Genomic DNA, 25,940 nt, shown 5'->3' with positions numbered 1-25,940 from the left:
GCCCTGATTATTCAAATACTAGTGTAGTAATCAGGATTTTTAACAAATAAAGCGCGAAGACTTTGGCAATGCCACCCTTGAGATGAAATTTAGGTTTCTGTGGTTAACCTTGTGTCCTGTTAGCAGATGCTCTCAACCTTAGCCATGGCAAGTGGGTAGTCACCGGACACTCTGCTACCCCGACGCAGAAATTTAAAACAGTCTTAATTTTAAATCGATATGCGGCTAGATGACACAAGGAATTAGGAGGCTAATTATTTAAAACTGGACTATGGTACAGCTAAGTTGCCAAATCTAAAAAAGAAAAGATAGTTTTTCATCAAAAATGCCTTGAATGTACTTTTTGCTCAAATTCTAGAGTAAAGCCACAGTGAAGGAACGGCATGAGGGGATACACGGAGTTCTTTTCATGTGTTAAAGTGTCTATAGTTAAAACTACTAGGTCAATAGAAGTTGCCCATGTTAATATCCAGGTAGGTTATACGAATTAATCAAAGCATTCGTTCCAACCAACTTCAACTTAAAGTAGTTTTTCTTTAACAAAAGATTGCCGCCGATTGAGGCTAAAGTTACAAACTTCCGTCAGCACCCCGCACTAAAGTGACGGGGCTTCGCGCCCCCAAGTTTTAGTTAGCTGACCCGCCTAAGTACCCGGAGTACTACGTTATTAGTAAGTGTTAAAGTCCCACCTACGGATGCAATCAGGCCAGTCTGTAGCTCTGGAATTAGATGGTTAAACAGGTTTACGAGGGGTAAGCCAGTGCTGTCTAAAAAGTACCGACTAATAACCTTGGCAAGGCTCACATTACCGCGAAAGCGAAGCTCATTTGAGCAAAAATCATATGCCGACAGAGGGAAAGATTTTAGTTCGTAACTGCCCGAACGAAAGTAGAACGCAAAACTACACGGAATTGAGTACCTCCAAGGCGGTATGGGTAACGCCTAATAAATTAGGCCGTGTCGTGTTTCCTCCGTGGGAAGACAGCCGCACGGTTTCCACACTTCCGGAAGTTTTTAGATGAGTGAGCAAAATCCTTACGAAAAACTTGGGGTATCTGAGGATGCGAGCTTCGATGAAATTCAAGATGTTCGCAGTCGTCTACTGGAACAGTACAGTGGTGATGCAAAGCGTCTAGAAGTCATAGAGGCGGCATATGATGCGATTTTAATGGAGCGCTTGAAAATGCGCCAGGAAGGCAAAATCAAAGTTCCAGAACGCATCCGGTATCCAGAAAGGCTTGTACAAGCACCCCCTAAAGAAACCCAAAGCCCACGCGAGCAATCGCCTTTGTGGCTGCAAAAAATGTTAGATAAGCCAATGCCTCAGGATATCTTACTACCAGGGGTTTGGTATCTTGGTTTAAGTACTATCAGCGTGTTTTATCGAGCTGGTGGCGATCCCGTGTTGCAAATGGCACTGCTGTTAGGCATTGGTGTCTGTATTTACTTTCTAAGTCGCAAGGAAGGTAAATTTGGTCGATCTGTTCTATTTACGCTTCTCGGTTTAATTCTGGGTCTGATAGTAGGAGGACTCCTTGCAGCCTGGATAGTGCCGCAAATACAACAATTTATTAATCTAAATCAAAATCAGTTCTCTACGGTTGTAGCGTTTGTGTTGCTATGGCTTATTAGTAGTTTTTTAAAGTAGCTAATGGGGTAAACTAAATCTAGGCAAAGCTATGCAATACGTAGAAATGTCTTTAATTGCTGGTATCATCCACACTGGTTACTGCTGTTAGAGCGTTGTTGTTTAATTGGTTTAAACTTCCAGCCATTGGAGAGTGACCTAACTCGCTACCCCTAAGAGTGATACTTTTCTTCAAGTTTGAGCGCTTTTGCTTTAAATTTAGGTTTAAGCCACCCAAGATTTAATGCATCAGTCACCGACTTCCCAATAGAAGCTAAGTATCCCACAGTCCGAGTTAATAACTCAGATTCAACATCACCCGATTTCATATATCTTGTGATATTGTTGTCTGTGGCTCGAATGCAAATATTTATCGATGCATTCCAATCGGCTTGAATCACGTCCCCCGTGTAACGAATAAAGCGATCTCCTTTTCTAGAACCTAATAGCGTTCCAGTCAGATGATCTACTTGCGACGTGTAAGCAGGATTGACAAACGATCTTGTCGATCCTGTCTCCACAGAGATTTTCTCCAATGAAGCCTGTAATTCTCCCTTCATCCAAGAGTTCAGCTTGCGGTTGATGCGTTTCGCTTGTTGCTTACCCTGAATTGGTTGAGTGAGATCCTCGCAAATGATATCGACGGGCGTTGTGATATTCCGTCGTAAATCAGAGCGAATAAAATTTTTAATGGTTTCTTTCTCGCGCTTTAATTTCCGAGACTTTACTTTATAACCTAAATTATTTTTTAGGATACGGGAAGCCTTTTGAGGATCTTGTGGTGCAATGCTTTCCCCAAAAGCTCTAATTCGATATCGATTGCGATTGGTCTTGGCAATGCGCTCGGTTTTTTCAGTCATCAATTTACCAAGACCAGGTGCAATCGTTTTTCCCTCTGAAGTATAAAATCCTTCTGTATAACCTTTATCAATTCCCAATTTTTGAGTAGGCTTACCCGAAGGTAGAATTAGCCAGAGCGATCTCGTACAGTGTACTTCAAGTGAACCAAGTTCATTAAGAATGACTCGAATCTGACCTTTAATGATATAACGGCATCTTAGTTTTAGGATGATTCTTTTACCACGCTCTAGCCCTTGGATTTGTAACTCAACAGAGTGACGGTTAATCCGCTTACAGACGTAGCCTTGACTCTGGTAAACTATTTGATTTCTGACAAATGTGTGTCCTCGTTGATATCGAGCGCGGAATTTACGATGGAGCCAATTATCTTGAGTTGGATCTGTGTTTAATAACTCAAATAATCTATTTCGAGCTATTTCAACTGAACAAGGTGGAAATAATTCCAAGCCTTTCTGTTTAACGGCTTTCAGTTCATCTCCCTTTTTCTTACCTTTATTCTCTTCTACCCACTTCAATCGTTGTAGAGTATTGCTAGTTATGGGATATTTACGCCATATTTCCTGTATTAGAAAAACTTTGGCTGCTGACTGTTGTGCAGAAATTGCTTTCATGGTGTCATTAACTGACCACTCCCATAATTTACTGGGTAGATTAACCCGTTCTGGTTTAATTATCGCTCTGACAATGGAATCTGCTTTTTTCCAATCCAATCCCCATCCTTGTAAGGAACCGAGTTTGTTATAAGTCAGGGATCTAGGGATGCCACACAAATGCATGATTCGGTCTACTTGTGAAGAGTCAGAGCAAAAAACAACAGGAACAACCTGAGTATAAGTGTATTCAGTTTGTCGTTGTTTTTTGCTCAAAGCCATTTGATATTTCCCTTTTATGACTGATATGTGTTACTATATCAACATATATAATAAACATCAATGCCTTTTCAGAAAAATAACAAACAAGGTTTTGTGTCAAATGCTCCACTTGACCGCTCTGCATTGCAAATTAACCTCAAGCCGGGACTCAGAGAAAGAATCATGGCAATCCCCGATTGGAAAATTAAGCTACGAGAAGAGTTAGAAATCTGGTTAGCCAATTGGGAAAACCAAGATTAACCAGATTTACATAGATTTAAGGCTTACTGTTCAACCGCTAATGGCTAATTGCTATTATCGATTAGCCATTAGCAATTAACTAATCGGTTGCAATGACTGCTCTAGAAGTGAATTCACTGCAGAACTGAAATCTTTTACAATTAAATCTGGGTGGTAAAGTTCTTGTTGGGCGCGATCGCGAATGCCGCATTCCACAGCTATCACCTTAATGCCTTGCTTTTTGGCAGAAATGATATCAGCTTCCGTATCTCCCACCATCCAAGTGTTAATCGCAGGGGGAAGTTCCCTTATAGCTCTTGCCATTAACAAAGGTTTATCATCAGTGTCGCGAGTTTTGATGTAATCGTTGCTGAGGCAGTAACAACGGGTTTCTGGAAAAAATCTACCTAAATCGTATTTTTTGAAAGCATAGTCCAGTTCCCGTTCTCTACGCATTGTCATGACAACCAAGTCAATACCAGCACTTTGAACTTTTGAGAGAGTCTCAACCGCACCGTGGGCTAACGTATCGTACTCGAAATAAGGTTGGGTATGGACGGTTTGCTTTCGCAGTTGAGAAAATTCTTGTGCTTGCGCTTCATCAAGACCAGATATAACACCAATTTGCTTTTCCGGAACACGCGATCGCTTCATTTGCCAAAATTCTGCTTTAGAGAGTTCTCGAACTTGTTGTCCAGGGCGTCGGATTTTCTGCAAGCAGTATTCATAAACACGGTAGTAACGTTCGGAAACATCAATAATAGGACCGTCAAAATCAGTAATAATTCTTAACATTTCTTTTAAAAACTGAAAATTTACTTACAGATTATCCCAATTGATGCGATGGTGTAGTTTTAAATACTTGATTAATGTATTTTGGATTGCTTATCAATCCACCAGCGACACCAACAATAACGACGACTTTATTTTGTATACAATTATTTACCTTTCTTCATAAAATTTTACATAATACTTTTTGGCTTAGAGTCAAGTACTAGTAGTCCGCCACATCAACGCCTGCTAGGTTATTAAAAAACCACAAAGACGCTCATAGCACAAAGTAAGAGGGACATATGATGAGTTTGAATGTTGTTTTACCTAGCAAACTTAGTGTGGCGAAGTACTAGAGCATCTAGATTAGAGTAATTCGATAATTTTTTTCAGTTTTGTCCAGTTTAACTGATTTAGAAAACTCTAAGAATTGTGTAAAATTACCATCAAATTGTAACCGTTTAAGCATTTTGTTTATTCCTTCTCCATATCGTTTATGTAGTTCACCTCCTAAAATCCCTTGAATAACGTAACCTTCTTGGGATTGATTGATTAAACTTTTCAAAATTACTCTTAAAGCTTGCTCTAACTCATCAATAGAGTTAATACTGGATGAAGATTTATTTTGAACAAGAAAATTATTTGACAAATTTTTTCTAGAAAATTAATATTTTTGAATGGAAAGCTTGAGGAATTAACAGAGATTTTAAGAAATTTTGTAACTGCTCAAATCGTGTATCTTCGTCTTGATATTTAGCAAACACTTCTGTTATTTTAGCTTTTAAACTAGATTGAGTGCGATCGCTACGCCAAGCAACATTTCTATACTTCTCAACTAGTAACTCTGGCTGTTGTTCTTGAATAGTAATAATTGTTTGGCAAAGACACGCACTAATTTCTTGTAATAAACTAGAATCACAGCCAGTTGATAAAAACGTCTCTGGCATATTTCCCTCTATGAATACAGTAAGCCATCTTGAAAGACGGTAAGCTACCTCTGTTATACTGAGAAAAGAATGGTCTGAGATCGGTATAATTGCGTGAATCTCTCGGTAGAGGTTAAGTAACCGCCCTCATAACTCATTTGGAGGGACTTGAAGTAGTCGCCTTGCAGATTCAGCATTTAAAGGAGGAGAGAAGAAATACCTCTACCAAACTCGCAGACTAATGTTTTCAGTTCCTATTAACAAAATTACATACGACTATAAAAATTGACTGCAGTTACCATCTCTTAGTGTTGGAACTGATTGGCAGCATCTTCAATCAAATAACTGTGGCTAATTCTATCTATAGCAATCCTATCTGTTTTGTAGGAATTGAAAGACTCAGAACCCCGACTTCTTTAAGAAGTCGGGGTTCTTGATTATAAGTATTTAGACATAGTTCAAATAACTTATTGGCATAATAGAGACGCTTCGTCTCCCTAACCATCGGTTAACAGAAATACTTCGTTGGTCTGAATAAAAATAACATTATTCAAACTTATAATAATTCCGATGAAGAAAAGTAAATACACGCAGGTTATGACTGAAGGGACCAATGAGTGATAAATATTTGCTCAAACTTTACATTACCGGATATACACATAGGTCTCAGCAAGCCATCTCCAATTTAATTCAGTTGTGTGAGTTACATCTGAAAAATAAACATGAGATAATTATTATTGATGTGCTCGAGCAGCCCCTGGTTGCTGAAGCGGAAAAGATTTTATTGACCCCTACTTTAATCAAAGAATTGCCTTTGCCAAAAGTACGCATTGTTGGGGATTTATCAGACACTCCAACAGTCGTATTAGATCTGAATATTCCGCAAGAGCGATCGTGAGAGATTACGCATTAGCTCTTCTGTTCCTATAGAAAGAGTTACAAACTTAAGCCTTTGGGTAATATGCTCTCGACTCAAAAAGTGATTATGATTTATTCATAATAATAAACAACTCACCAACTTAACCTAAAAAAGTGGATGCTCAATTTAATATCCTGCTTCTATTGGCCTTGCCTGAAAAAACTAAGAATATCCTGGCGTTGTTAAACCAGGGAAGCTTTGCAAAGAATTATAAGTATAAGTGTATCTCAACAAAAGTAGATTATCTTTCTCATATACATTTAGGATGGGACGCCATTATTGCTGAATATCGCCTGAAAGACATGGAGGCTTTAGAGGCATTGCTTTTGGCACAAGCAGAAGGGCTAAATGTTCCCTTTATCATTTTTAACAGCACAAATAGCGTCTCTATGGCTGTAAAGTGTATGAAAACAGGAGCCACAGACTACTTATTACAAGATGAATTGGCACGACTTCCTAAAATTATAGAACAGGTAATTGCTAAAAAAACACCACCAGCAAAGAATAGATCGCAAAAAATTGATTTAGAACAAGAACTGCAAAAACAGACAGTAGAACTCAGACAGCAAAAAGAGCATTCCCAACAGATTGAAGCAGCAGCGCAAAGAATTGAAATACAGTTGCAAACGCTGATTGCTAAGAATGCTGATGGGATTATAGTTGTTGACAAGCAAGGTATTGTACGTTTTATCAACCCTGCAGCCCTGGATCTCTTTGGTCGCAAACCGGAGGAACTGTTAGGTGAATTGTTTGGCTTTCCTGTTGTTTGTGGTGACAATACAGAAGTTGATATTCGTAGTTGCAATAAACGAAGCAGTGTAGTAGACTCTTGCTCGGACAAAATTGCTCAAATGCGTGTGGTGGAAATTGAGTGGTCTGGAAAAACAGCATATCTTGTGTCTTTAAGAGATATTACCGAACTTAAACGGGCGGAAGAAGAGCGGACTAAACTTTTGGAACAAGCTCAAGCAGCCAACCGTATCAAAGATGAGTTTCTCTCCGTTCTCTCCCACGAACTGCGAACACCACTGAATCCCATATTAGGCTGGGTAAAACTTTTACAAAGTGGCAAGCTAGATCCTGTTAAATCCTCTGAAGCTTTAGTAACTATTGAACGTAACGCTCGCTTGCAGATACAACTTGTGAATGACTTACTCAGTGTATCTAAAATTTTGAGTGGTAAATTAACTGTGAACCCTGTTGCTGTCGATCTGACAACTACGATAGCATCTGCCATTGAAAGCGTGCGTCTTGCAGCTCGCGCTAAATCAATTGAGATAGTCACTGTACTCGATAGCAATGTAGGTCTGGTGTTTGGCGATCCCAAGCGTTTGCGACAAGTCATTTGGAACTTGCTTTCTAATGCTGTTAAATTTACACCATCTACAGGACGCGTTACAATTCGTTTAGAAAAGATTGATTCATATGCTCAAATTCAAGTAAGCGATACAGGCAAAGGTATTAAACCAGAATTTTTACCCTACATATTTGATTATTTTCGCCAGCAAGATAGCAGTTACTCAAGGAAGTTTGGTGGGTTAGGCTTAGGTCTTCCTATCGTTCGTCACATGGTTGAACTACATGGTGGAACAGTTCAAGCGGAAAGTCTTGGTGATAGCAAGGGCGCTACTTTTACTGTGAAGATCCCATTACTACATTCTCCTTCCTTAACAAATCAAGACACTGCTCAAAATAATGATGTTGTGGATTTAAGCGGAGTTCGCGTACTTGTTGTGGATTATGAGCAAGATAATCGGGATTTTTTAGTTGTCCTCCTAGAAAACTATGGTGCTTCTGTCCGTGCTGTTGCGTCTGCACATGAGGCGCTGACATCGTTGATTGAACAACCGCCACATTTACTAATTAGCGATATCGGATTGCCAGGTATAGATGGCTATACTCTGATTAGGGAAATCCGATCTTTACCACCCGAACGAGGTGGTCAAGTACCAGCGATCGCTCTCACTGCATTTTCGGGTGACACGGCTCGAAAACAATCGCTTGGGACTGGCTTCACGCTTCATATGTCTAAGCCCGTTGAACCCAACGTGTTGGCTACTGCTATTGCTCATTTGGTTCATGCTTAACAGTAGTCTCGATCCCCGATATCAAAGAAGTCGGGGATCTAATACTATCTATCTTGTAGTAGAGAGTCAAACTCCACTTGTAAAGCCTTGATGTCTGCAACTCTTGCAACCAGTAAATTATCGCTTCCTGCATCTATTAAACGTGATTTCCAGTACTCAATACTCTCTGAATGATTCATCCAAAAATTAATTACACTGTTAATAACCTCATCTTTCTCCCAACCCCACTTTGAAGGTACGGTTTCTACGGATTTAATAAATGCATCAAGTGTGCATTTGTGGCTGACAACATATTCCAAAGCTAAATCCTGGGATTTTTGCCAACTCTGCTGTTGGTGAGTAAAAAAATCCAAAACTGGAGACACGCCTACAATATCGAATGCGTATTTCATTCTCATCCTCCAAATTTTTGAATGCTTTATATGCAGTTTTGAGTTGTAAAAATGTTTGATTCAAAAACAATTGTTTGCCTTCTGAAAGAAGTTAGTCAATTACTAGGAATATTGGCACTAAAGTCTTGTGAGTGCTAAGCTCTATGCCATCAAAAATTAGCATTAAAGCCCTTGGAGTGCTAAAGTTTGTCTAGAAAAAATTTAGCAGTTGCGTACATTGAGTGCTAAGGTTTGTAAGAGTGTTTATCTTAAAATATTATAAAATTTTCCACCTTGAAAAGTGATAAATAATAATTTTAATATTTTTTTAACATTTCCAGTGACAGATTTTCAAGGCGAAATCGCAGCTTTGTCTGCTGCGTGTCTGTGGGCTTTAGCATCGACGATTTATGGTCGATTGGGAGAGCGTATTCCGCCGTTACAACTGAATTTGCTTAAAGGGATTATTGCGATCGCGTTCCTTTTACTTACCATCCCGATAACTGGAGAATGGTTGCCTAACATTTCTGTCTTGCCGTTGTGTTTACTCCTGACAAGCGGCATTGTGGGTATTAGCTTGGGAGATACAGCCTTTTTAGCAGCCATAAATTATTTAGGGGCGCGTCGCGTCCTAGTTATGGGAACCCTTGCTCCACCAATTGCAGCCTTACTAGCTCTAATTTTTCTACAAGAAAACATAAATTTGGGTGCTTGGTGCGGAATTCTGCTAACTATTTTGGGAGTAGGTTGGGTGATAACAGAACGAACTTCTAATGAAGGGATAGGGACACAGGGACATGGGAATACGGGGAATGTTGCAGTACATTTCTGGGCATCTCCTTTTTGGAAGGGAATAGGCTTTGGTTTGCTAGCAGTCGTCACAAATGCTACCGGAATGGTGCTTTCAAGAGCAGCATTTATCGATCACAATATCAACCCATTGTGGGCAGCTTTACTGCGTTTGAGTGCCGCCGAGTTAGTTCTCTTGGGATGGATAGCCTTACGCAATAGGCAAGGTAACCATAAGGGAAAAACATTACACTCAAGGCAAGTTGTGATGGCAGCTATCTTTGCTTCCTTCTGCGGTACTTTTTTAGGAATTTGGTTGCAACAGACTGCTGTGAAATTTACAGCCGCCGGAATTGCTACGACTCTGATGCAGACTAGCCCGCTATTTGTGATTCCTCTCTCCATTTGGATGGGAGAGAGAGTGAGTTTGAGAGCAATTGCAGGTGCTGCGATCGCGATCGTAGGTATTGGATTGCTGTTTTATCTTAAGTAATACCAAAAAAACTACTGTCGCCAAAAAACGCACTGCTTCTGTTGTTCGGAAAACCTTTTAGAAAGGAGAACCAAATCTTCCTCTGGTAGGGAAGACTTGCAATAAAATGGGAACTTTGGTTGCCTGGAAGTATAGTCGTAAAATACAGCCAATCTATCTGAAGCAACAGGTATCTTTCCGCGATGAAAAACGCTTGCAGTGCCAGCAAAAACAACTGTTCCAGCCGAGCCAGTGCAAGATCTGTAATTTGACGGCGAGATGACCCGTCGCATGGTTTTGTCTTTAATATAGCCATGCTTATATCTAAGAGCACGAGTGACTTCTGGAGTTAAAGACAGCGGAATATATTGAAAAGGACCGTTATCCTCATTGATATCATTCAGGTAAATAATGATTTTGAGCAATTTTCGGTCTTCTGAGTCTATGTGCCACAACCTTGATTTCTTCTCAACGTTGTTGGCTATATCTCTACGAAAGTAGGTGCCGTGATAGGCTACTGGCAAACCAAGATAATTCTCAACAATATTGAGTAAACGTTGTTCTAATCCCCAGAGAAAGATTTCTGGAGATTCCATCATTTGCTGAGAAGTAGCATGAACGACGTAGTCATTTTTATCCCCAGACGTTATTGTTGGTATCTTTGGCATCAGATTTTTTGCTGCCTCAAACATTTGCGGAGTTGAAGGAATTGAGAGTGCCTCTAATGAGGTGATGACAACTCCCTCCGTATTCAGCGTCTCCACTAGCTCCCAGTCAGTAGTGGATAGAGCAGGCAGCTTTCTAGTATGATTTTTTACAGAAAATTGATACTCTAACTCAGCACTATTTTTTACAAATGATATCTCATAGAGATTTTTGAATAGCCGATTACGTACTTGCGTAGCAATAGTCATTGTTTTATTTGTAAATTTTATAACACTATTGATGACGTGTTTTGTAAGTTATTTTACGCAAATTATTTTTTTAAAAGTTATATTTTTATCAAATTTTTTAGTAACTTTACAAAACAGTTGATTCAGCAGCAATGTCTTACTGTATTCAAATATTCAGGCTTCAAAACTTGCCCTCCGGATATTTTTTTCTTAAAGAAGCGTTACCTAAGTCAATAAAATTACTTAGGAGCAACACGGAATTATCTTTCTAGACTCAGTCAAATTAACAGCCTCAACAATTTTGTATAAATCAGTTTTTGATAAAACTTGAAAAAACAGCTTGTTTTACGTATGATTCTAATTAACTCCGGTTTTCTGTTCTTTGGGAATACGTCTATTAAATTAGTATAAATACGAACATAGAGGAGACTCAGTAAGAATGAGGTTTATTGTCAGCCTAATCCTATTGGGATTTCTGAGTGCATGTACGACGAGTGTACTTGCACCAACTTCCCAATTGGTTCAAAAAGCACTTAGGCTTGAGGTAGAGCAGACTCAGCAACGACTCAGCCAACAACTCGATTTAAATTTTCAAGGATTTGAAATTAATCGGCTATCAATTACTCAAGAACAACCCCTAACGATTCAAAACTTACTCACTTATCGCGTTCGAGGAACCTACGATCTTGCATTCAAGTTACCAAAACGGCAAATAAAGCAATCTCAAAAACCTTTTGAACTTTACCTACAACTTCAAAGAGAAGGTAAAACTTGGCGTTTACTGCTTCCTGAAAGTGGGGTTAAAGGTTCTTGGCGGAGTTATTTAATCAGTGACCCTGTTAATATTAACACAGCTTAAGAAAAAGAACTCATAAATAATCGTTGTTGTTGTTGTGCAAGATTATTTATAAGTTATAGATAACTACACGGTGGGGATAGTGTGCTGTGAAAAGTTAGGGGTTCGATGCCCCTATCTTTTCCATTCTTCCTCCTGACTGGTTTTGTATATAATCTTTGACGACTTCTAGTGGCGCACCACCGCAAGACACAATACATTTAGAGTCGTGCCAAAGTTTGGCTTTACCCCAGTAGTATTTATCAATAACAGGTTTATATTTTTCTCGCAGTACGCGACTACTTGCTGATTTTAGGGATGCCACTAAATCAGAAATATTATTGTCTGGGTGTAGGTCAACTAATAAGTGAACGTGGTCTGATTCACCATTGCAGTCTTCAAGCTTGGAGTTATTTGCTACCAGCACTCTTTCAAAAACTTCTTTCATGTCCACAATCATCTGTGATGTAAATACTTTCCGCCTGTATTTAGTAACGAATACTATATGCAAGTGAATAGAGAAAACAACGTGTGAACCGCTCCTTAGCTTTGTCATAAAAATTTCTTGTCATATCTAAAAGTCATGTTATACTAATTTTAGTCAAAAACTTCGAGTCAAGCAAAAGTAAGGAGGTGAGCAATGATGGTAACTAGAAGATATGTATTTCGACTCTACCCAAACAAAGAACAAGAAATCAAATTGTTCCAAGCCAGACGTGACCATGCATATCTGTATAATGCCTGCATTGCTCACCGTCGTTATGAGTGGAAGGCAAATCAAAAGAGCGTTACTTATCTCGAACAACAAAATTGCTTGCCAGAGTTCAAAAAAGAATGGGTAGAGTTTGACTATTTGCATTCTCAAGCAATGCAAGCTACTGTCAAACGTGTTGATTTGGCTTACAATGCCTTTTTCAAAGGACTGCGGAAAAGACCATTATTCAAGTCAATCCACAAATATTTGGGATGGACGTATCCAGCTAAGTCAGGATGGAAAGCTAACACCGAAGGTAAGCACGGAAATGTTACCCTCAATGATTTGGGTATCACTATCAGGATGAGAGGAAAAGCCAAGGACTGGGGAATTCCCACAACTTTGACTATTTCCTACAAGCCTGGGAAAAATCAGTGGTTCGCATCTTTTACCGTTGATATTGAGGTTGAGGAACCAAAGTTTGGTTCTGAGTCTGACTTAAAATACGAGAAAATTGTAGCTTTTGATTTGGGGACAGCCACAGCATTAACTTTGTACGATGGTAAAGAGTTTGCTGAAGTAGAAAATCCTCAATTTACCAAAAAATCTGAAGCTAGAATTAAACATTTGTCAAAAGCTTTGCGTCGCAAACGTGCGCCAAATCATCAAAAGAAAATCAAGTCTTCTAGGCGTTGGAAAAAAGCAAGAAAGCAAGTTTCTAAATTACAAGCTAAGATTGCAAATCAACGCAAAAATTGGCAGCACAAGGTGACATCAGATATTGCTAGTCGTTATGACATCGGTGTCACTGAAGAACTCAATACTAAAGGGATGACGCGCAAAGCAAAGAAGGGTAGCAAGCGCAAAAAGCAAAAAGCTGGATTGAATAAATCCATACTTTCTGTTGGTTTTGGAGCACTCAACCAAATGATTGCTTACAAAATCGAACAGAAAGGAGGCTTGATGATTGTGCTTCCTACTAAACAAGTTAAACCGTCGCAACGCTGTCCTAACTGTGGCAAAGTCAATAAGGAATGGGCAAAGCTCGCGAATCGATATCACATTTGCGAGTGTGGTTTCGAGGTTGCCCGTGACCGTGGGTCTGCTATGGTTATGTACAACGTAGCGACAAATCAACAAAAGGGGTTTGGAACGAGCCTCTCAGACTGTGGATGTTTCAGCTCTACTTCATCCTCCAAAAAGCGTAAGCGGACTGGCGGGATGAAGCAACTGGGGCAGGCGAAGCGTCAAAAGCTTAGTCAAGTAGGTGGCGGGGTTCTTGAAACTCCGTCCGCCTATGCGGCGGAGTAGTTCATAAACCATCACAAGCATTTCTGCTTTACTTCTAATTCACGGCAATGATGGAAGTAATAGCGCGATCGGAGATATGGCAGAATGTATTTTACCTTTTTTATCAGTTCCAGTATTGGCGTTTTGGTTTTCGTACTGCTGGTTTTTAGCTTACTGCAATGGTTTCACATACCTACTGGGAATTTCCTGGATTGGGTTATTGGGGGTGCAAGTTTTTGGTGGCTGCTCGCGATCGTAACTGTACCTTGGAATGTGCATTTTCAAGCAAAAGAAGTTTTGGCGGAGGGTACGCAATCTACTGAAAAAGGCATTCCAGTGGATGAAAAACAGTTGGCGTATGTCAAGGTTTTGGCTAAGCGATCGCTTTTGGTTGCCATTGCTTTACACTTACTCTCAGCGATCGCTCTTTATATTCTTGCTGCGGCTGGTATTAGTGCCGTCGGTTACATCGGTTCTGGTGCTGCTTTGTTATTGACTGGGTTGCGCCCTGCTGTCAGCGCTTACGAGTATCTCTATGCAAGGTTGACAATGATTCGCCAAGAATGGACATATCCGCGTCAAGATATAGTGGAACTCCGTTCTCGCTTCAGTACTCTTGAAGATACTGCGAAGCGGTTGGAAGAACAACTGAATCCAGAACAGCCCTATTCTCTTGCTGCGAATCAGCAAGTTTACACAGAAGAAACTCGTAAAGAACTAGCCCGTCTTGCTGCTAATGTTGAAGAGTTACGTGCTACCAATCAGACGGAACACGAACGTTTGGCAAGAGAAGCACGACAAGCTATAGCGCAACTTTCCACTGATGGACAATTTTTAGACCATGTCCGCGAGATTATTCGTTTCTTCAAATCAGCCTGATGACTGTTTTTTACAGGTAATGATAATCTGACCGGTACTCTAGTGTTTGCAAGAACCTTGTCCGTGTTTGTGCTCACCTTGTCCGTGTTCATGACCGTGACCGTGAGCACAATTTTGCAAGTCTTGTTGCATCAGAGTTTCACTCACTTCTTTAAGAGACTCATCCGCAGGCTTTAAGCCAATCCATCCATCAAGTAGTTCCACATCAAACCCAACTTCACGACGATCGCCCACTTCAATCAAAGGACGACGAATGAGTATAGGGTCTTGAAGCATCAAGAGCAAAGCGCTTTCAGCATCTAACTTGTCAGGAACGACCTCACCAGATTGAACCCGTGGAGCAGTACGATTAAACCATTCAGACACAGGGCGATCGCCAAAAAATGAGCGCAAACGTTCAGCAGTCCAAGGTTCAGTCAATAAATTGTAAGCTACAACTTGATGACCTGCAGCAGTTAGTAGAGTTTTTTGCTTAACACTACCTCTACAGCCTGGTTTTTCATAAAAAATGATTCTTGCCATAAAGTTCTACCATTTTGGATTTTAGATTTTGGATTTTGGATTGGGTGAGAAAGCTTTGCATTGAGTTAAAAATTTTTAGCAGTGAAGTTAGCTGGATCAAACTCAAATCTTTCTTTCATACGAGTTTCCCCGTAAATATTAAAAGTCACAGTTGGTTTATCACCAACTGCTTCTACACTGTGAATAGCATCAGGAGTAAAGCTAATAATATCTCCTGGAAAGAGAGTGAGTTCTCCAGTTCGGTCAATTTTGTCTTTATGTTCTGAATGAGGAATTCGCTGCCAAAAAGTATTTCTCTCTTCTCCTTTTAATACGGCGACTACACCCCAAGTTCCATGATTGTGAATTGTTGACACAGTTCCTGGTGCAAATGTCACAGTTTGTACGGTAAATGGAAACCCTAATTCATCATACAAGAGTAGAATAGAAGTTCCTGTTTTGGTACAAGGTTCTAAATATCGACTTTGTACCCAGTAAGAGTTCACAATTAACCGCCTAACCAACATGCGAAGTTCTGGAAGTTGGCTAGTTTCGTCCTCAACACTATTAAGAACATCTTCTACTTCAGTTAGAAATCGGTAGAGACGATAATTCTCTCTTAATAAATCCCATGCCCTAACCGATTGACATGCTTGATACTGTCCGTCATCCGTGACAAACCAATCCCTACCTTTCATAATTTTTAAGAATCAATTAATTTTAGATTTTGAGTTTTGGATTATAATTTTAAAAGTGTAACCGCAGCCTGTAGCGGACGAACGCAGATAAATATCTCATATTGTCCGCGTTTATCTGCGTCCATCTGCGGTTCAAAATCCAAAATTGGTTAGTCTTCTTCTTTGGGACGTGTCAAAATATCATATAAAATGCCAGCCCCAAACTCATTTTTATCATCTATTTCTTTGACTCTAGCACTAATTTCTTTCGCTGACTCTATTTCTCCTAGCTTCGCTAAAACTAAACTAGAAGCAGAATATGCATTGAGGTATAATCTAATGGTACAATCATCTTTGCGACTAGTTAATATTGGTTTAAGTTGCTCCCATTGAGTTGGTAGCTGTTCTGCTTCTTTAATTATATCTATAACTTTGGTTGCTGTTTGCAGTGCCATTATGTAATTATTTTTGTAAAAAAAATATCTATAAGCGGCTACTAAAAGATCTGTATTGGCTCCTGTTTGGACTAAGGCTTGATTCATATATTTCTCGGATTCCAAAGTATTCTCCCAGTTTTCTGCTGCGAGTATCAATAACTTTTTGACGTCCTCTGGAATTTGAAACCATGAAAATTTGTTTGCTTCAATTTGCATAAAATTCTCCTAATGGGGAATAGGGAATAGGGAGTTGGGAATGGGGAAAAGTTATACTTCCCACTCACCACTCCCTACTCACCATTCCCTCCTTAAAACTGCGTCAGAATATACAGCAGGGTGAAAAGAACAATCCAAATGATGTCCACAAAGTGCCAGTAAATTTCTGCCATTTCAATACCGGTGTGTTTGGTAGCAGAATAGTGACCGGGACGACGGGAACGCCATAACACGCCTAAAATCAATAACAGTCCCACAAAAACATGTAATCCGTGGAATCCAGTCATTAAATAAAAACAGTTAGAAAAGATATTGGTGGTTAGACCATATCCTAAGGTTAAGTACTCAATGATTTGGCCGAGTAAGAAAATTGCGCCCATAAGTGCAGTGATTTTGTACCACTTTTGCATTCCTCGGACATCATTTTTCTTAATAGCAGCATCACCTAAGTGAATGACAAAGCTACTTGATACCAGAATAATGGTATTGATTGTAGGTAACAACAGTTCTACTTCTGTTCCTTCTGGAGGCCAAACTGTAGCATTACCTCGAAAGAACAAATAGGTGGCGAAAAAGCCGCCAAACATTAAGGATTCAGAGACGAGGAATGCTGACAGTCCTAAAAGACGTAAATCTGGATGCTCTTCGTGGTGCGTTGCGCTCGTTGTTGTCTCGAGAGCAATGGGGTTGTTGATATTCTTTGCTGCGTCCATGTTGAAGCTTGAATAAATCTTTGGTTCAATCATCGGAGGCTGAGCCTCAAGGAAGATGTTCCCAGGCTGTAACCTGGGAAAGAGGAACTACTGTGCTGGAACAGCTTTTTCACTATTTTGTGGAGCAGCATTGTGGCTATCCAAGCCGTAGTCGTAAGGACCTTGTGTCAGAACGGGTAGAACTTCCCAGTTTTCAACTAAGGGTGGTGAACTTGTTGTCCATTCTAAGGTTAATGCATTCCAGGGGTTGTCTCCAGCTTTTCTGCCGGCAATCCAACTCCAGATGATATTGAGGGTGAATGGAATCACCGATAGCGCTAAGATGTAGGAACCGTAAGTACAAATCTGATTGAGCGAGATAAATTGGGGATCGTACATCGCAACTCTTCGAGGCATTCCTTGCAAACCCAATTCGTGCATGGGTAGGAAGGTCAGGTTAGTACCAATCAGGGTAAGGATAAAGTGAATGCGTCCTAAAGGTTCATTGAGCATCCGTCCCGTCATTTTGGGGAACCAGTGATAGATGCCAGCATAAATACCAAATACAGAACCACCAAATAAGACGTAGTGGAAGTGCGCTACAACGTAGTATGTATCGTGAACGTGAACGTCAAAGGGAGCAGTTCCCATGGTCACACCACTCAAACCACCCATGACAAACATGGATAACAAGCCGAGGGCGAAAAGCATGGCTGATGTGAAGCGAATTTTGCCTCCCCAAAGGGTAGCAACCCAACCAAAAATCTTGACGCCAGTTGGCACAGCAACGATTAGTGTGGAGATTGTGAAGAACATCCGCATCCAGCCCGGTGTACCACTGGTAAACATATGGTGTACCCAGACGACCAAACCCACAACGCAAATTGCCAAACTTGAATAAGCGATCGCTTTATATCCAAAGATTGACTTGCGAGCGTGAACTGGAATGACTTCGGACATAATGCCGAAGATAGGCAGAATCATCAAATAAACTGCTGGGTGGGAGTAGAACCAAAACAAGTGCTGGTAAATAACGACGTTACCACCTGCATCTGGTTTAAAAAACGATGTACCAAAATTAAGATCGAACAACAGCAGTATTAACCCTGCGGCTAAGACTGGAGTAGACACAAGTGCCAATACAGAAGTTGCCATAATCGCCCAGCAGAATAGAGGGAGTTGATCCCATTTCATGCTAGGAATTTTCATCTTCCAAATGGTGATGACAAAGTTCAGCGATCCTAAAATTGAGGAAGTTCCTACCAAAACGATGGCAAGTATCCACAGGGTTTGGGCGGTGTTGGCGGTAACCAAGCTCAAAGGAGGGTAAGCTGTCCAACCAGATTGCGAACCGCCAAATAAGAAACTAGAAAGTATTAGCAATCCTGCGGGTGGGTTTAACCAAAAAGCGATCGCATTCAGTTTCGGGAAAGCCATATCTCTAGCACCAATCATCAATGGCACTAAAAAGTTCCCAAATCCACCAATTGCACTAGGTACGATCCATAAAAAAATCATGATCGTCCCGTGATTGGTCATGAAAGCGTTATACAAGTTAGGGTCAAGCAAATCTGCATCTGGGGTTGCCAATTCAGCACGCATGGCAACAGCCATCAGCCCACCAATGAGGTAAAACAGAAATGCCGTTACTAGATATTGGATACCAATCACTTTGTGATCGGTATTAAACGTGAAGTAGTCATACCATTTCCATGCTGGAGGATGCGAGGAATGGATTTGATGTGCAGCTACTTGAATTTCGCTTTGATTCTTTTCTGGTGGAGTGTTGGGTGGAAGTCCTACTTGGGTCATATTTTTTCCTCTGTTAGTGGTTAGTTGTGTAGGACAGGCGTCTCGCCTGAGTTGTGTAGGACAGGCGTCTCGCCTGTCATCGTTAGTTGTTAATTGTTAGTTAGATTTTTTACCAACTACTAACTACTAACTACTGTACGGGCGTAATGCCTTGCGCCCCTACTAACTACCAACCAATGACTTGAGAGTTTCGCTTTGGATTCCCATGTCTCGAACATAAGGGGCGAGAAACTCGGATGTTGATAAATTTGCAGGTTTCATTGCAACAGCTTCTTGCAATTCTTGCTTTTGAGCGACGAGGTTTTCTTTCAACCAGCTGTCAAACTCTTCTTTGGAGTTGTGAACAACAACAGAAGATCGCATTGAACCGTGGTAGCCGCCGCACAATTCAGTACAAACTATAGGATAAGTACCTGGTTTGGTAGCTACAAATCTCAACTCGGTAGGAATACCGGGAATTGCATCTTGCTTCAAACGAAATTGTGGAACCCAAAAAGAGTGAATCACATCGGTTGCAGAGATGTTAAGTTGTACATCTGTGCCAACAGGAACGTGTAATTCTCCTGTACTTATACCACTCGCAGGATAGTTAAATACCCAAGCAAATTGCATTCCCGAAACGTTAACAACCAAGTCAGCTGGGTTATTTTGTTTTTGTGGAGTTGCTCCAAAGCCATATTTTGGAGTTGCTGAGGAAGCCGTTGCTATTTCTGACTGACTTGATGAGGGATCGCTCAAAGTAGCAGCAATCGCACTTCCTGGCATTTGGGCTACATGAGATGGGGAATGATGTCCTGCTGATAACCCTCCCATCTGTTGATAAACATCAACACTGTAGATTCCAAGACAAATAACAATAATTGATGGAATCGCAGTCCAAAAAACTTCTAAGGGAAGGTTTCCTTCTACGTGTACGCCATCTGTATCGTCTCCGCGACGGCGACGAAACTGAACTAGAAAAAGCAAAATGGTTCCTTCTACTACAACAAACAAAGCAGTAGCAATGGAGACCATAACGTTAAAAAACCCATCTACCAGAGGCGCTTGTTGCGATGCTTGTACTGGTAATAAACTATGGTTTTGTCCAACCCAAATGCTGAAAATCGTGACGACCATTCCAGCAACTAGGGTCAATAGTGAAACAGGAATTTGTTGCATAAATGCCTGCTCTTTACAAAGAACGGGTTAAGGGTTGGTTGTTAGTTGTTAGTAGTTATTTGTTAGTTGTTAGTTGCTTTCTAACCACTAACTACTATCTACTCTCATTGAGACTATCTCTCTACTTTAGGACAGAGAAGCCTTCTTCTTCAAGATAAACCAGTAGTAGAGAAAACCACTCTAGTCTTAACAATTGATTAGGGTATTGGTCGCAAGGTTTAATATGTTAATAGCAGACAAATTGTGATTTTCGTTTTTGTTTACTGCGAACTTTTTGCTGAGTCACTGTAAATATAGAAATCATTTATGATTTATGAAAATAATTTCAGTAAAGTGGGCAATGCCCACCATATAAAGCTTGTGTGCGGCAAAGCCCTACCTACGTATATTTCAAAAATCAAATAGGAGTCCTATATCTAAATTCCTCTCTAAAAACCTTGCTTCATCCTTAGTTATTTAAAGCAGTATGGGTGTAGCAATTTTTAGAGCAAATTTTGGCACACGCTTCACAACCAATACAATTGTCTCTGTTAGCGATCGTCATAACCTTCTTTTCAATTTCATCATCTTCTTCATCTTCTACAAATTCACCTTCTTCATTCATTGCTTTCAGCAGCAGCACATTGTGTCCGCAAATTTTAAAACATCTGCCACAGCCGATGCATTTTTCTTGGTCAATTGCTTCAACAAATTTAGGTGTCCAAGTTTTACCACCAAATGTCAATCCTGTTACTGTTGCCATGATTTTCCCTTCTGTCAGTACATCTACAAATGTGACTCTTTCGTTCATATTAACATAAGGTTATTTTTGCATTCTTAACTTCTTCCAACAATCTCTCATTTCATTAAAGTTTTCTGACTTACAAAATTTAAGAGTATTTTGTTTGGCATTTAAATGCGATTATTTCTTATCAAAATCAAGGTAAAGAGGCAGTTTTAAAAACGTTTTTAGTTGCGTTATCTTCGCTAAAACACAACTAAAAACATTGCATCAACCTACAACTTGATGATATTATTTAGCAATAAATGATTTTCTATAATCTAGATAATGTAGGAATCCTATTTGATTTTTGAACAATTAATAAGCCTCAGAAACCCGGTATCTGGGAGATACCGGGTTTCTTTATTTCACGATTCAGTTAGGATTGCTATGGTAAAGAGTATTGAGCTATACAAAATTATTGATTCTTTCTGTTTCTGTAAAACTATTATAAAATCATCTCTTTTTTAATACTTGAAAATGTTATTTATCTAACATAAGGATAACAATAAAAAAATATTAATAATATTAATAATCGAATAAAAAACTAAAAATTATTTATATTAAATGTTCGAGATTAACACTTATTAAAGTCACTAACGAATCACCCATAAGTGTTATAGAATTACTTCTTAAGCGTAGTTAACGAAAACTTTTTTAGCTCATCAATAACACATTTTTAGAAATATTTATGAAATGTTATAAAGTAGTAAACTAAAAAAACAGGCTCTGGTTAAAAACCTTAAATAGCTTCCAATTGGATGCATTGTCCCAATCAAGATGTGGGTAATGAGTACGGTAAAAAATCCATTTTTGCCAGAAAATAATGCGGTGAAGAGTGGAGAGGATAAAGGACACATCTAGGGGAGACTGAGCCAAACATCTCAACGATTAGAGTGGGAAGAAGCCTCATGCCTTATACAATTCCTAACAACAGTTGCGTTGGATGTGACAATTGCCGTCCCCAATGTCCTACTGGTGCTATCAAACTAGAGAACGATGAATACTGGATTGACCCTAGTCTTTGTAACAATTGCGAAGGCTATTACCCCAAACCTCAATGTGTCATTGTTTGTCCAACGCAGTCACCAATTCCTTTACAGGCAAAAAGAGGGAGATGCAAAATTGACCTGAGAGAAGTCACTAGCCCTGATTTATTCGCTAACGGTAAGAGCCATCCGTTTGCATCATCACTAGTCATATGGGAAGCTTGTAATGTTCTCGCTCAAAGAACTTCACTACCTTGGGCAATTGATGAATCTCAGAAGGTGTCTTATCGCCGACAAGTTAATCAAGGAAAAGGAGAAATCTCTTTTCATTTCTCTGATTTACACAACAAGGGTAAACTGTTGACTGAATTAGAGGCAATAGAGAATCTTGATATTAAATCGGCTTGTATCAACCTGATTTTTGCTGCTCATATAACAGCTTTGGATAAGCCTTGGAACCAAGAATTTACGATTGATGACCGCCAAATTGAGAAATATTTGGGGATGGAGAAGCGCAAAGACTTGAGTAAAGCCGCTAAGCTAGGGTTGATGAAAAATTTAGTTCAGCAGGCTTGTTCGCTGATTGTTTCCATAAATTGGCCCCAGCAAGGTTATATTAAGGGGTTTTCTGTACAAGACAGCCGATTGTGGCATTTGATAGAAGTTCAGCATCACTTTCAAGAAGATAATATTGGGTGTAAATATTTAACTGGGTTAACTTTTAAAGTGAGAGCAGGTATCTGGTCTCAATATTTCTTAAATAAACAAGGTTGTAAGGAAAGAACTGCATTTTATCAATATGGCAGTTTGCCTAAATCCCTGTTAACCACAGTCATGAGTATTTGGCAGCAACATGAGGGTACAGCACGACTAATGTTATGGCTGTTGTTTAAAACCAAAATGGGTAAAGAACAACGCATCACAGTTCCTACCCTACTGCGCGTAGCTTACGGCGAAGAGAAAATCTCTGTTGCTTGTAGACAGAGAGAGGAACGCAAGCGGCTGCTACGGACTTTTGAAAATGATTTGGAAGTCCTTAACCATTATGGCATGAAACCGACATTCGACCCCGTGACATACCCACCAGAGATTCAGCCGTTGTGGGCAAAATTAGTCGATATCCCCGAAGATCCAGATGAAGCCTTAGAGTTTTGGATTAATGATGCAAGTGGTAATACCCGTCTAACAGATGCAAGTCCCCGTGGTAAGTGGAATATGCTCATGAATGCTCGAATATTATCCTTTGAGTTACCTCAGGAGTGGGAACATCAGACTACTGAACCAGACAAAAAGCAACGAACTGCTACTAAGAACAAAAAAAAGTCAAAAAGCACAGCAGGATATTTGCTTGGTGAACAAATCCTGCAAGCAAGACAAAATTTGAATCTTTCCCAGAGGGAATTGGCAAAATTGGCAGGTAAAAGCCAAAGCTGGATTCGTGATTTGGAAAATGGTCGTCTCAAAGCCAAGCTAGAAGACCAAGCTGTGCTGCGGAAAGTCTTGGGTATTGCGTAATGCTGGTTTGAGCCGCAAAAGTCTTCACTCGCATTGGCTCAGTTCCAATTACCCCCTGCGTAAAACAACGTAGGGGAACTGTCACTTCAATATTGTTCAAACGTATACAAGAGCGATCGCTATCTTTGCGACGACATCAAGTAAAATAGCTGGCGTTGCTGAATTTCAGATGGATCTGCAGCCTCAAAGAATAGTTCTAATGCTTCAACCAAATTATTTCGTGCTTCCTCAATCGTATGACCTTGGCAATATCGAGTTCTGGGCAAAGTGCGACATAATCATCTCCTTCACGCTCAATAATTGCAGTAAGTTGATGCGTTTGCCTCATATACCTGCTTGTATCCTTTAACCGGTTCTACACCACTACACCAACTTAACCCATCAAAATCAATATAGTAGACTACCAGTTGTTTGACCGTTAGCAACAATCCCTAAGACGGTCATGCGAGATCGTTTTAAATTATCCAAAGCTTGTTTCAATACTAAACAGTTTGTTTTGTGTAGTCTTGCTACCAGCAAAATACCATCTGTGTGAGGTGCTAGTAAGCTAGCATCCGCTAGTCCAACCAAAGGAGGAGCATCATAAATCACTAAATCAAAGCTGCTATGAAAACTTTCTATCAATCGCTTCATCTTTTCAGAGGAAAGCAATTTTGTCGGGTCAGGTGGTACGGGTCCAGCAGTCAGTACAGATAGTTGACTGACACATGATGGTTGCCGGATGACTTCTACCACTGGTAAATTTGTCGAAACTAAGTTACTTAATCCCCATTGGTTATTTAAATCTGATAGGCTGTGAATCACGGGTCGGCGCATATCGGCGTCTACAAGTAATACTCTGTGACCCATAGCTGCTGCTGTCTGAGCTAAATGGAATGCCACCGTAGACTTGCCGTCTTCTAGCATTGCCGAGCTCACTACTAGGGAACGGATAGGGCGATCGAAACTCAGCAGTTGAATATTTGTATATAGTACACGCAAAGCTTCCAAAAATTTTGTGGAATACTTGTTAGATCTCTGTTCAGTCGTTGCAGTTAATGGATAAATGTGTTTAGAAAAAGAATCTGGTACTACCTTGATGGAAATTTTTGGCTTAGAGGTACCAACTGGAATATTTTGAACTTGTTTTTCAAAGGGTAGAGCTCCCAATATCGGTTCTTTAACTTTTTTCTTGAGGGCATCAAGACTATGGTAGGTATTGTCCATTTTCTCTATAAGTAGTGCAGCACTGATACCCAAAATCAAACTGAGGACAAATCCCGATATCAAACTACGACGGATGTCAGGAGATACAGGTGCTGTTGGTTGAATAGGTGCTTGAATTAATTGCCAAGGAAGTTCTGTCTGAGCTACCTGAATTTGGAGAGATTCGCGGGTACTGAGAAAACGGTTCAAACTTTCAGTTGCAACCTGTAATTTTCGTTGTGATTCAGTGTACTTTCGTGCCAATACTGGTAACTGCTTGCGTTGTTGTTCGAGTTTCTGTTCCGCTTTTGCCAGCTCTTGGCTTTGCACCTCTAACGTCTGTACTTCAGTGGTTAGCTTAGCCATTTCTACATTTAAAAAACGTCCTGCTTCTTGGCTGAGTAAGGGCAACAGTTTTTCGCGTTTTTCTTTCAATGCTTGAACGGGTGGGCTATCCTCTTGAAACCGAGTTAATTCAGTAGCTATCTGAGTGTCTAATTGACGCACCTGACTCATAAGCTGCTGATACACTGTTGCTCCATTTAGCGCCGCTAACTCTCCAGTTTGTTTCTGTAGACTGGTTAATTTAGCACGGGATGTTGCTAACTGCTGATCCACGGTTAATCTTTGTTGTGCCAGAGAATTAGCTCGATCGCTTATTTGTGCTCCCTGAACATCTGGATCGGTTAACTTATACTTTTGTCGAAAAATTTGCTGTTCTTTTTGCAACTGATCGACTCGCATCTGCATAGACTTCAGTTGTTTTTCCACAAACTGAAGTCCTTGACGCAAGCTTGTTTGCCTTTCTTCAAGACTGTACTTTAAGTAAGTTTGAGCAACCCGATCTAGCACCACTTTGATCTGTTTAGGATCGTTACTTTGATAGCGCACTTCTATAATCTTGGTTTCACCTAAGCGAGTAATAGTCAGAGAATTTACAAGAGAACTATAGTTAATGTTTGGCTCCGATCGCTCTAAGAGCTTCGCAATGCCTGTTATCAGCCCAGGACTTTTAAGAACTTGTATTTGGCTCTCGTAATCGAGATTGGGCTGGCTTGAGTTAGAGTTTTGTTTGCTAGAGGTAAGACCTAGCAATGTGCTCTCTTGATTGAGAGGCTCTACTAACAGCCGAAAATTGCCTTCATAGACTGGTTTCTGTTTCAAAGTTGAATAGACAACAGCACCCATCACAACCATGGTTATGGCTGCAATAACTAGCCCTCGTCGCCGTATAATACCCAAAAATTCATGTAGATTCCAATCATCTCCTTGTGCTTCAGACCACGGAGGAGCTTGAGTGTAAGGGACTATTGCGACTGAGTTCTTATTCTGCTCAGAACTTAGGGATTGAGAAGAATGATTCTCCATGATTTATTAATGAAAGCAATAATAAAAAAATAAAAGCAGGATTTGTAAAGCACAGGAAATGGTCGTTGAAATGGCAACTAAGTAGGATTTACTGTGGGTTTATCAGATGTTCACAGAGTGTGGCT

General features: G+C 40.1%; 25 protein-coding genes. 9 read left to right on the top strand and 16 right to left on the bottom strand.

Annotated features, from left to right (window positions below; translation table 11 throughout):
* Positions 1–1,018 precede the first annotated feature (1,018 nt).
* Positions 1,019–1,648, top strand: coding sequence for a CPP1-like family protein (locus WA1_RS04490; RefSeq protein ID WP_017743250.1), 630 nt, complete (start codon positions 1,019–1,021; stop codon positions 1,646–1,648).
* A gap of 152 nt (positions 1,649–1,800) precedes the next feature.
* Here WA1_RS04490 and WA1_RS04485 read toward each other — a convergent pair whose 3' ends face one another.
* Entirely contained in the window at positions 1,801–3,360 is a 1,560-nt protein-coding gene (locus WA1_RS04485; protein ID WP_017743251.1) for a transposase, read from the bottom strand.
* Positions 3,361–3,420: 60 nt separating this feature from the next.
* Here WA1_RS04485 and WA1_RS04480 point away from each other — a divergent pair, with 60 nt between their 5' ends.
* Entirely contained in the window at positions 3,421–3,600 is a 180-nt protein-coding gene (locus tag WA1_RS04480; RefSeq protein ID WP_017743252.1) for a hypothetical protein, read from the top strand.
* A gap of 75 nt (positions 3,601–3,675) precedes the next feature.
* Here WA1_RS04480 and WA1_RS04475 read toward each other — a convergent pair whose 3' ends face one another.
* The 3 genes from WA1_RS04475 to WA1_RS04465 form a co-directional block, all read right to left on the bottom strand.
* Positions 3,676–4,374 carry an HAD family hydrolase gene (locus tag WA1_RS04475; RefSeq protein ID WP_017743253.1) on the bottom strand — a complete coding sequence of 233 codons (699 nt, stop codon included), beginning with the start codon at positions 4,372–4,374 and terminating at the stop codon, positions 3,676–3,678.
* A 337-nt stretch (positions 4,375–4,711) separates the two neighbouring features.
* The gene (locus WA1_RS04470) at positions 4,712–4,999 is read right to left on the bottom strand and encodes a hypothetical protein (protein WP_017743254.1); all 288 of its coding nucleotides are present in this window, start codon (positions 4,997–4,999) and stop codon (positions 4,712–4,714) included.
* Between the two features lie 7 nt (positions 5,000–5,006).
* On the bottom strand, positions 5,007–5,297 hold the full coding sequence (locus WA1_RS04465; protein WP_017743255.1) for a hypothetical protein: 291 nt from the start codon (positions 5,295–5,297) through the stop codon (positions 5,007–5,009).
* Positions 5,298–5,889: 592 nt separating this feature from the next.
* Here WA1_RS04465 and WA1_RS04460 point away from each other — a divergent pair.
* Positions 5,890–6,174, top strand: coding sequence for a circadian clock KaiB family protein (locus WA1_RS04460; RefSeq protein ID WP_017743256.1), 285 nt, complete (start codon positions 5,890–5,892; stop codon positions 6,172–6,174).
* A 134-nt stretch (positions 6,175–6,308) separates the two neighbouring features.
* Positions 6,309–8,282 (top strand): ATP-binding protein, encoded by a 1,974-nt coding sequence (locus WA1_RS04455; RefSeq protein WP_017743257.1) that lies wholly within the window; start codon positions 6,309–6,311, stop codon positions 8,280–8,282.
* Positions 8,283–8,326: 44 nt separating this feature from the next.
* On the opposite strand, the gene WA1_RS04450 is transcribed toward WA1_RS04455, so the two are convergent.
* Positions 8,327–8,674 carry a hypothetical protein gene (locus tag WA1_RS04450; RefSeq protein WP_017743258.1) on the bottom strand — a complete coding sequence of 116 codons (348 nt, stop codon included), beginning with the start codon at positions 8,672–8,674 and terminating at the stop codon, positions 8,327–8,329.
* Positions 8,675–8,993: 319 nt separating this feature from the next.
* Between WA1_RS04450 and WA1_RS04445 the strand changes: the two genes are divergently transcribed.
* On the top strand, positions 8,994–9,935 hold the full coding sequence (locus WA1_RS04445) for a DMT family transporter (protein WP_051077046.1): 942 nt from the start codon (positions 8,994–8,996) through the stop codon (positions 9,933–9,935).
* Between the two features lie 11 nt (positions 9,936–9,946).
* On the opposite strand, the gene WA1_RS04440 is transcribed toward WA1_RS04445, so the two are convergent.
* Complete coding sequence (locus tag WA1_RS04440; protein ID WP_017743260.1) at positions 9,947–10,828, bottom strand: phytanoyl-CoA dioxygenase family protein; 882 nt, start codon at positions 10,826–10,828, stop codon at positions 9,947–9,949.
* Positions 10,829–11,246: 418 nt separating this feature from the next.
* On the opposite strand from WA1_RS04440, the gene WA1_RS04435 reads away from it, so the two are divergent.
* Entirely contained in the window at positions 11,247–11,666 is a 420-nt protein-coding gene (locus tag WA1_RS04435) for a hypothetical protein (protein ID WP_017743261.1), read from the top strand.
* A 94-nt stretch (positions 11,667–11,760) separates the two neighbouring features.
* On the opposite strand, the gene tnpA is transcribed toward WA1_RS04435, so the two are convergent.
* On the bottom strand, positions 11,761–12,198 hold the full coding sequence (gene tnpA, locus WA1_RS04430; RefSeq protein WP_017743262.1) for an IS200/IS605 family transposase: 438 nt from the start codon (positions 12,196–12,198) through the stop codon (positions 11,761–11,763).
* An 84-nt stretch (positions 12,199–12,282) separates the two neighbouring features.
* Here tnpA and WA1_RS04425 point away from each other — a divergent pair, with 84 nt between their 5' ends.
* Both WA1_RS04425 and WA1_RS04420 read left to right on the top strand, forming a co-directional pair.
* Positions 12,283–13,647, top strand: a complete 1,365-nt coding sequence (locus WA1_RS04425) for an RNA-guided endonuclease InsQ/TnpB family protein (RefSeq protein ID WP_272819065.1) — start codon at positions 12,283–12,285, stop codon at positions 13,645–13,647.
* Positions 13,648–13,731: 84 nt separating this feature from the next.
* A complete protein-coding gene (locus WA1_RS04420; protein WP_017743264.1) occupies positions 13,732–14,505 on the top strand; it encodes a hypothetical protein in 774 nt (257 codons plus the stop codon).
* Between the two features lie 39 nt (positions 14,506–14,544).
* Here WA1_RS04420 and WA1_RS04415 read toward each other — a convergent pair whose 3' ends face one another.
* The 7 genes from WA1_RS04415 to fdxB all read right to left on the bottom strand — a co-directional run bounded on the left by WA1_RS04415 (position 14,545) and on the right by fdxB (position 20,740).
* Positions 14,545–15,027: an ArsC/Spx/MgsR family protein gene (locus WA1_RS04415; RefSeq protein WP_017743265.1), complete on the bottom strand. Its 483-nt coding sequence runs from the start codon at positions 15,025–15,027 to the stop codon at positions 14,545–14,547.
* Between the two features lie 65 nt (positions 15,028–15,092).
* Positions 15,093–15,704: a cysteine dioxygenase family protein gene (locus tag WA1_RS04410; RefSeq protein ID WP_017743266.1), complete on the bottom strand. Its 612-nt coding sequence runs from the start codon at positions 15,702–15,704 to the stop codon at positions 15,093–15,095.
* Between the two features lie 149 nt (positions 15,705–15,853).
* Positions 15,854–16,336 (bottom strand): hypothetical protein, encoded by a 483-nt coding sequence (locus WA1_RS04405; RefSeq protein WP_017743267.1) that lies wholly within the window; start codon positions 16,334–16,336, stop codon positions 15,854–15,856.
* A 92-nt stretch (positions 16,337–16,428) separates the two neighbouring features.
* Positions 16,429–17,049, bottom strand: coding sequence for a cytochrome c oxidase subunit 3 (locus tag WA1_RS04400; protein WP_419183583.1), 621 nt, complete (start codon positions 17,047–17,049; stop codon positions 16,429–16,431).
* Between the two features lie 87 nt (positions 17,050–17,136).
* On the bottom strand, positions 17,137–18,840 hold the full coding sequence (ctaD, locus tag WA1_RS04395; protein ID WP_017743269.1) for a cytochrome c oxidase subunit I: 1,704 nt from the start codon (positions 18,838–18,840) through the stop codon (positions 17,137–17,139).
* Between the two features lie 162 nt (positions 18,841–19,002).
* Positions 19,003–19,998 carry a cytochrome c oxidase subunit II gene (locus WA1_RS04390; protein WP_017743270.1) on the bottom strand — a complete coding sequence of 332 codons (996 nt, stop codon included), beginning with the start codon at positions 19,996–19,998 and terminating at the stop codon, positions 19,003–19,005.
* A gap of 448 nt (positions 19,999–20,446) precedes the next feature.
* Complete coding sequence (gene fdxB, locus WA1_RS04385) at positions 20,447–20,740, bottom strand: ferredoxin III, nif-specific (RefSeq protein WP_026134635.1); 294 nt, start codon at positions 20,738–20,740, stop codon at positions 20,447–20,449.
* 929 nt (positions 20,741–21,669) lie between these two features.
* Here fdxB and WA1_RS04380 point away from each other — a divergent pair.
* Positions 21,670–23,262, top strand: coding sequence for a helix-turn-helix domain-containing protein (locus WA1_RS04380; RefSeq protein WP_017743272.1), 1,593 nt, complete (start codon positions 21,670–21,672; stop codon positions 23,260–23,262).
* 196 nt (positions 23,263–23,458) lie between these two features.
* Here the strand turns inward: WA1_RS04380 and WA1_RS59370 are convergent, their stop codons facing one another.
* Both WA1_RS59370 and WA1_RS04370 read right to left on the bottom strand, forming a co-directional pair.
* Positions 23,459–23,590, bottom strand: coding sequence for a hypothetical protein (locus tag WA1_RS59370; protein WP_272819064.1), 132 nt, complete (start codon positions 23,588–23,590; stop codon positions 23,459–23,461).
* Positions 23,591–23,649: 59 nt separating this feature from the next.
* Entirely contained in the window at positions 23,650–25,815 is a 2,166-nt protein-coding gene (locus WA1_RS04370) for a GumC family protein (protein ID WP_017743273.1), read from the bottom strand.
* Positions 25,816–25,940 lie beyond the last annotated feature (125 nt).

Source organism: Scytonema hofmannii PCC 7110 (genome assembly GCF_000346485.2).
GTDB lineage: Bacteria > Cyanobacteriota > Cyanobacteriia > Cyanobacteriales > Nostocaceae > Scytonema > Scytonema hofmannii.
This window is presented reverse-complemented; position numbering and strand designations above follow the sequence as displayed.

What these genes read in the sequence shown, in the direction of transcription:
- WA1_RS04380 (WP_017743272.1), top strand. Translation starts at nt 21,670, where the DNA reads ATGCCTTATACAATTCCTAACAACAGTTGCGTTGGATGTGACAATTGC.
- WA1_RS04410 (WP_017743266.1), bottom strand. Translation starts at nt 15,704, where the DNA reads ATGAAAGGTAGGGATTGGTTTGTCACGGATGACGGACAGTATCAAGCA.
- WA1_RS04415 (WP_017743265.1), bottom strand. Translation starts at nt 15,027, where the DNA reads ATGGCAAGAATCATTTTTTATGAAAAACCAGGCTGTAGAGGTAGTGTT.
- fdxB (WP_026134635.1), bottom strand. Translation starts at nt 20,740, where the DNA reads ATGGCAACAGTAACAGGATTGACATTTGGTGGTAAAACTTGGACACCT.
- WA1_RS04465 (WP_017743255.1), bottom strand. Translation starts at nt 5,297, where the DNA reads ATGCCAGAGACGTTTTTATCAACTGGCTGTGATTCTAGTTTATTACAA.
- WA1_RS04435 (WP_017743261.1), top strand. Translation starts at nt 11,247, where the DNA reads ATGAGGTTTATTGTCAGCCTAATCCTATTGGGATTTCTGAGTGCATGT.
- WA1_RS04390 (WP_017743270.1), bottom strand. Translation starts at nt 19,998, where the DNA reads ATGCAACAAATTCCTGTTTCACTATTGACCCTAGTTGCTGGAATGGTC.
- WA1_RS04370 (WP_017743273.1), bottom strand. Translation starts at nt 25,815, where the DNA reads ATGGAGAATCATTCTTCTCAATCCCTAAGTTCTGAGCAGAATAAGAAC.
- ctaD (WP_017743269.1), bottom strand. Translation starts at nt 18,840, where the DNA reads ATGACCCAAGTAGGACTTCCACCCAACACTCCACCAGAAAAGAATCAA.
- WA1_RS04440 (WP_017743260.1), bottom strand. Translation starts at nt 10,828, where the DNA reads ATGACTATTGCTACGCAAGTACGTAATCGGCTATTCAAAAATCTCTAT.
- WA1_RS04475 (WP_017743253.1), bottom strand. Translation starts at nt 4,374, where the DNA reads ATGTTAAGAATTATTACTGATTTTGACGGTCCTATTATTGATGTTTCC.
- WA1_RS04425 (WP_272819065.1), top strand. Translation starts at nt 12,283, where the DNA reads ATGATGGTAACTAGAAGATATGTATTTCGACTCTACCCAAACAAAGAA.
- WA1_RS04490 (WP_017743250.1), top strand. Translation starts at nt 1,019, where the DNA reads ATGAGTGAGCAAAATCCTTACGAAAAACTTGGGGTATCTGAGGATGCG.
- WA1_RS04480 (WP_017743252.1), top strand. Translation starts at nt 3,421, where the DNA reads ATGCCTTTTCAGAAAAATAACAAACAAGGTTTTGTGTCAAATGCTCCA.
- WA1_RS04400 (WP_419183583.1), bottom strand. Translation starts at nt 17,049, where the DNA reads ATGGACGCAGCAAAGAATATCAACAACCCCATTGCTCTCGAGACAACA.
- WA1_RS04485 (WP_017743251.1), bottom strand. Translation starts at nt 3,360, where the DNA reads ATGGCTTTGAGCAAAAAACAACGACAAACTGAATACACTTATACTCAG.
- tnpA (WP_017743262.1), bottom strand. Translation starts at nt 12,198, where the DNA reads ATGACAAAGCTAAGGAGCGGTTCACACGTTGTTTTCTCTATTCACTTG.
- WA1_RS04405 (WP_017743267.1), bottom strand. Translation starts at nt 16,336, where the DNA reads ATGCAAATTGAAGCAAACAAATTTTCATGGTTTCAAATTCCAGAGGAC.
- WA1_RS04460 (WP_017743256.1), top strand. Translation starts at nt 5,890, where the DNA reads ATGAGTGATAAATATTTGCTCAAACTTTACATTACCGGATATACACAT.
- WA1_RS59370 (WP_272819064.1), bottom strand. Translation starts at nt 23,590, where the DNA reads ATGAGGCAAACGCATCAACTTACTGCAATTATTGAGCGTGAAGGAGAT.
- WA1_RS04450 (WP_017743258.1), bottom strand. Translation starts at nt 8,674, where the DNA reads ATGAAATACGCATTCGATATTGTAGGCGTGTCTCCAGTTTTGGATTTT.
- WA1_RS04420 (WP_017743264.1), top strand. Translation starts at nt 13,732, where the DNA reads ATGTATTTTACCTTTTTTATCAGTTCCAGTATTGGCGTTTTGGTTTTC.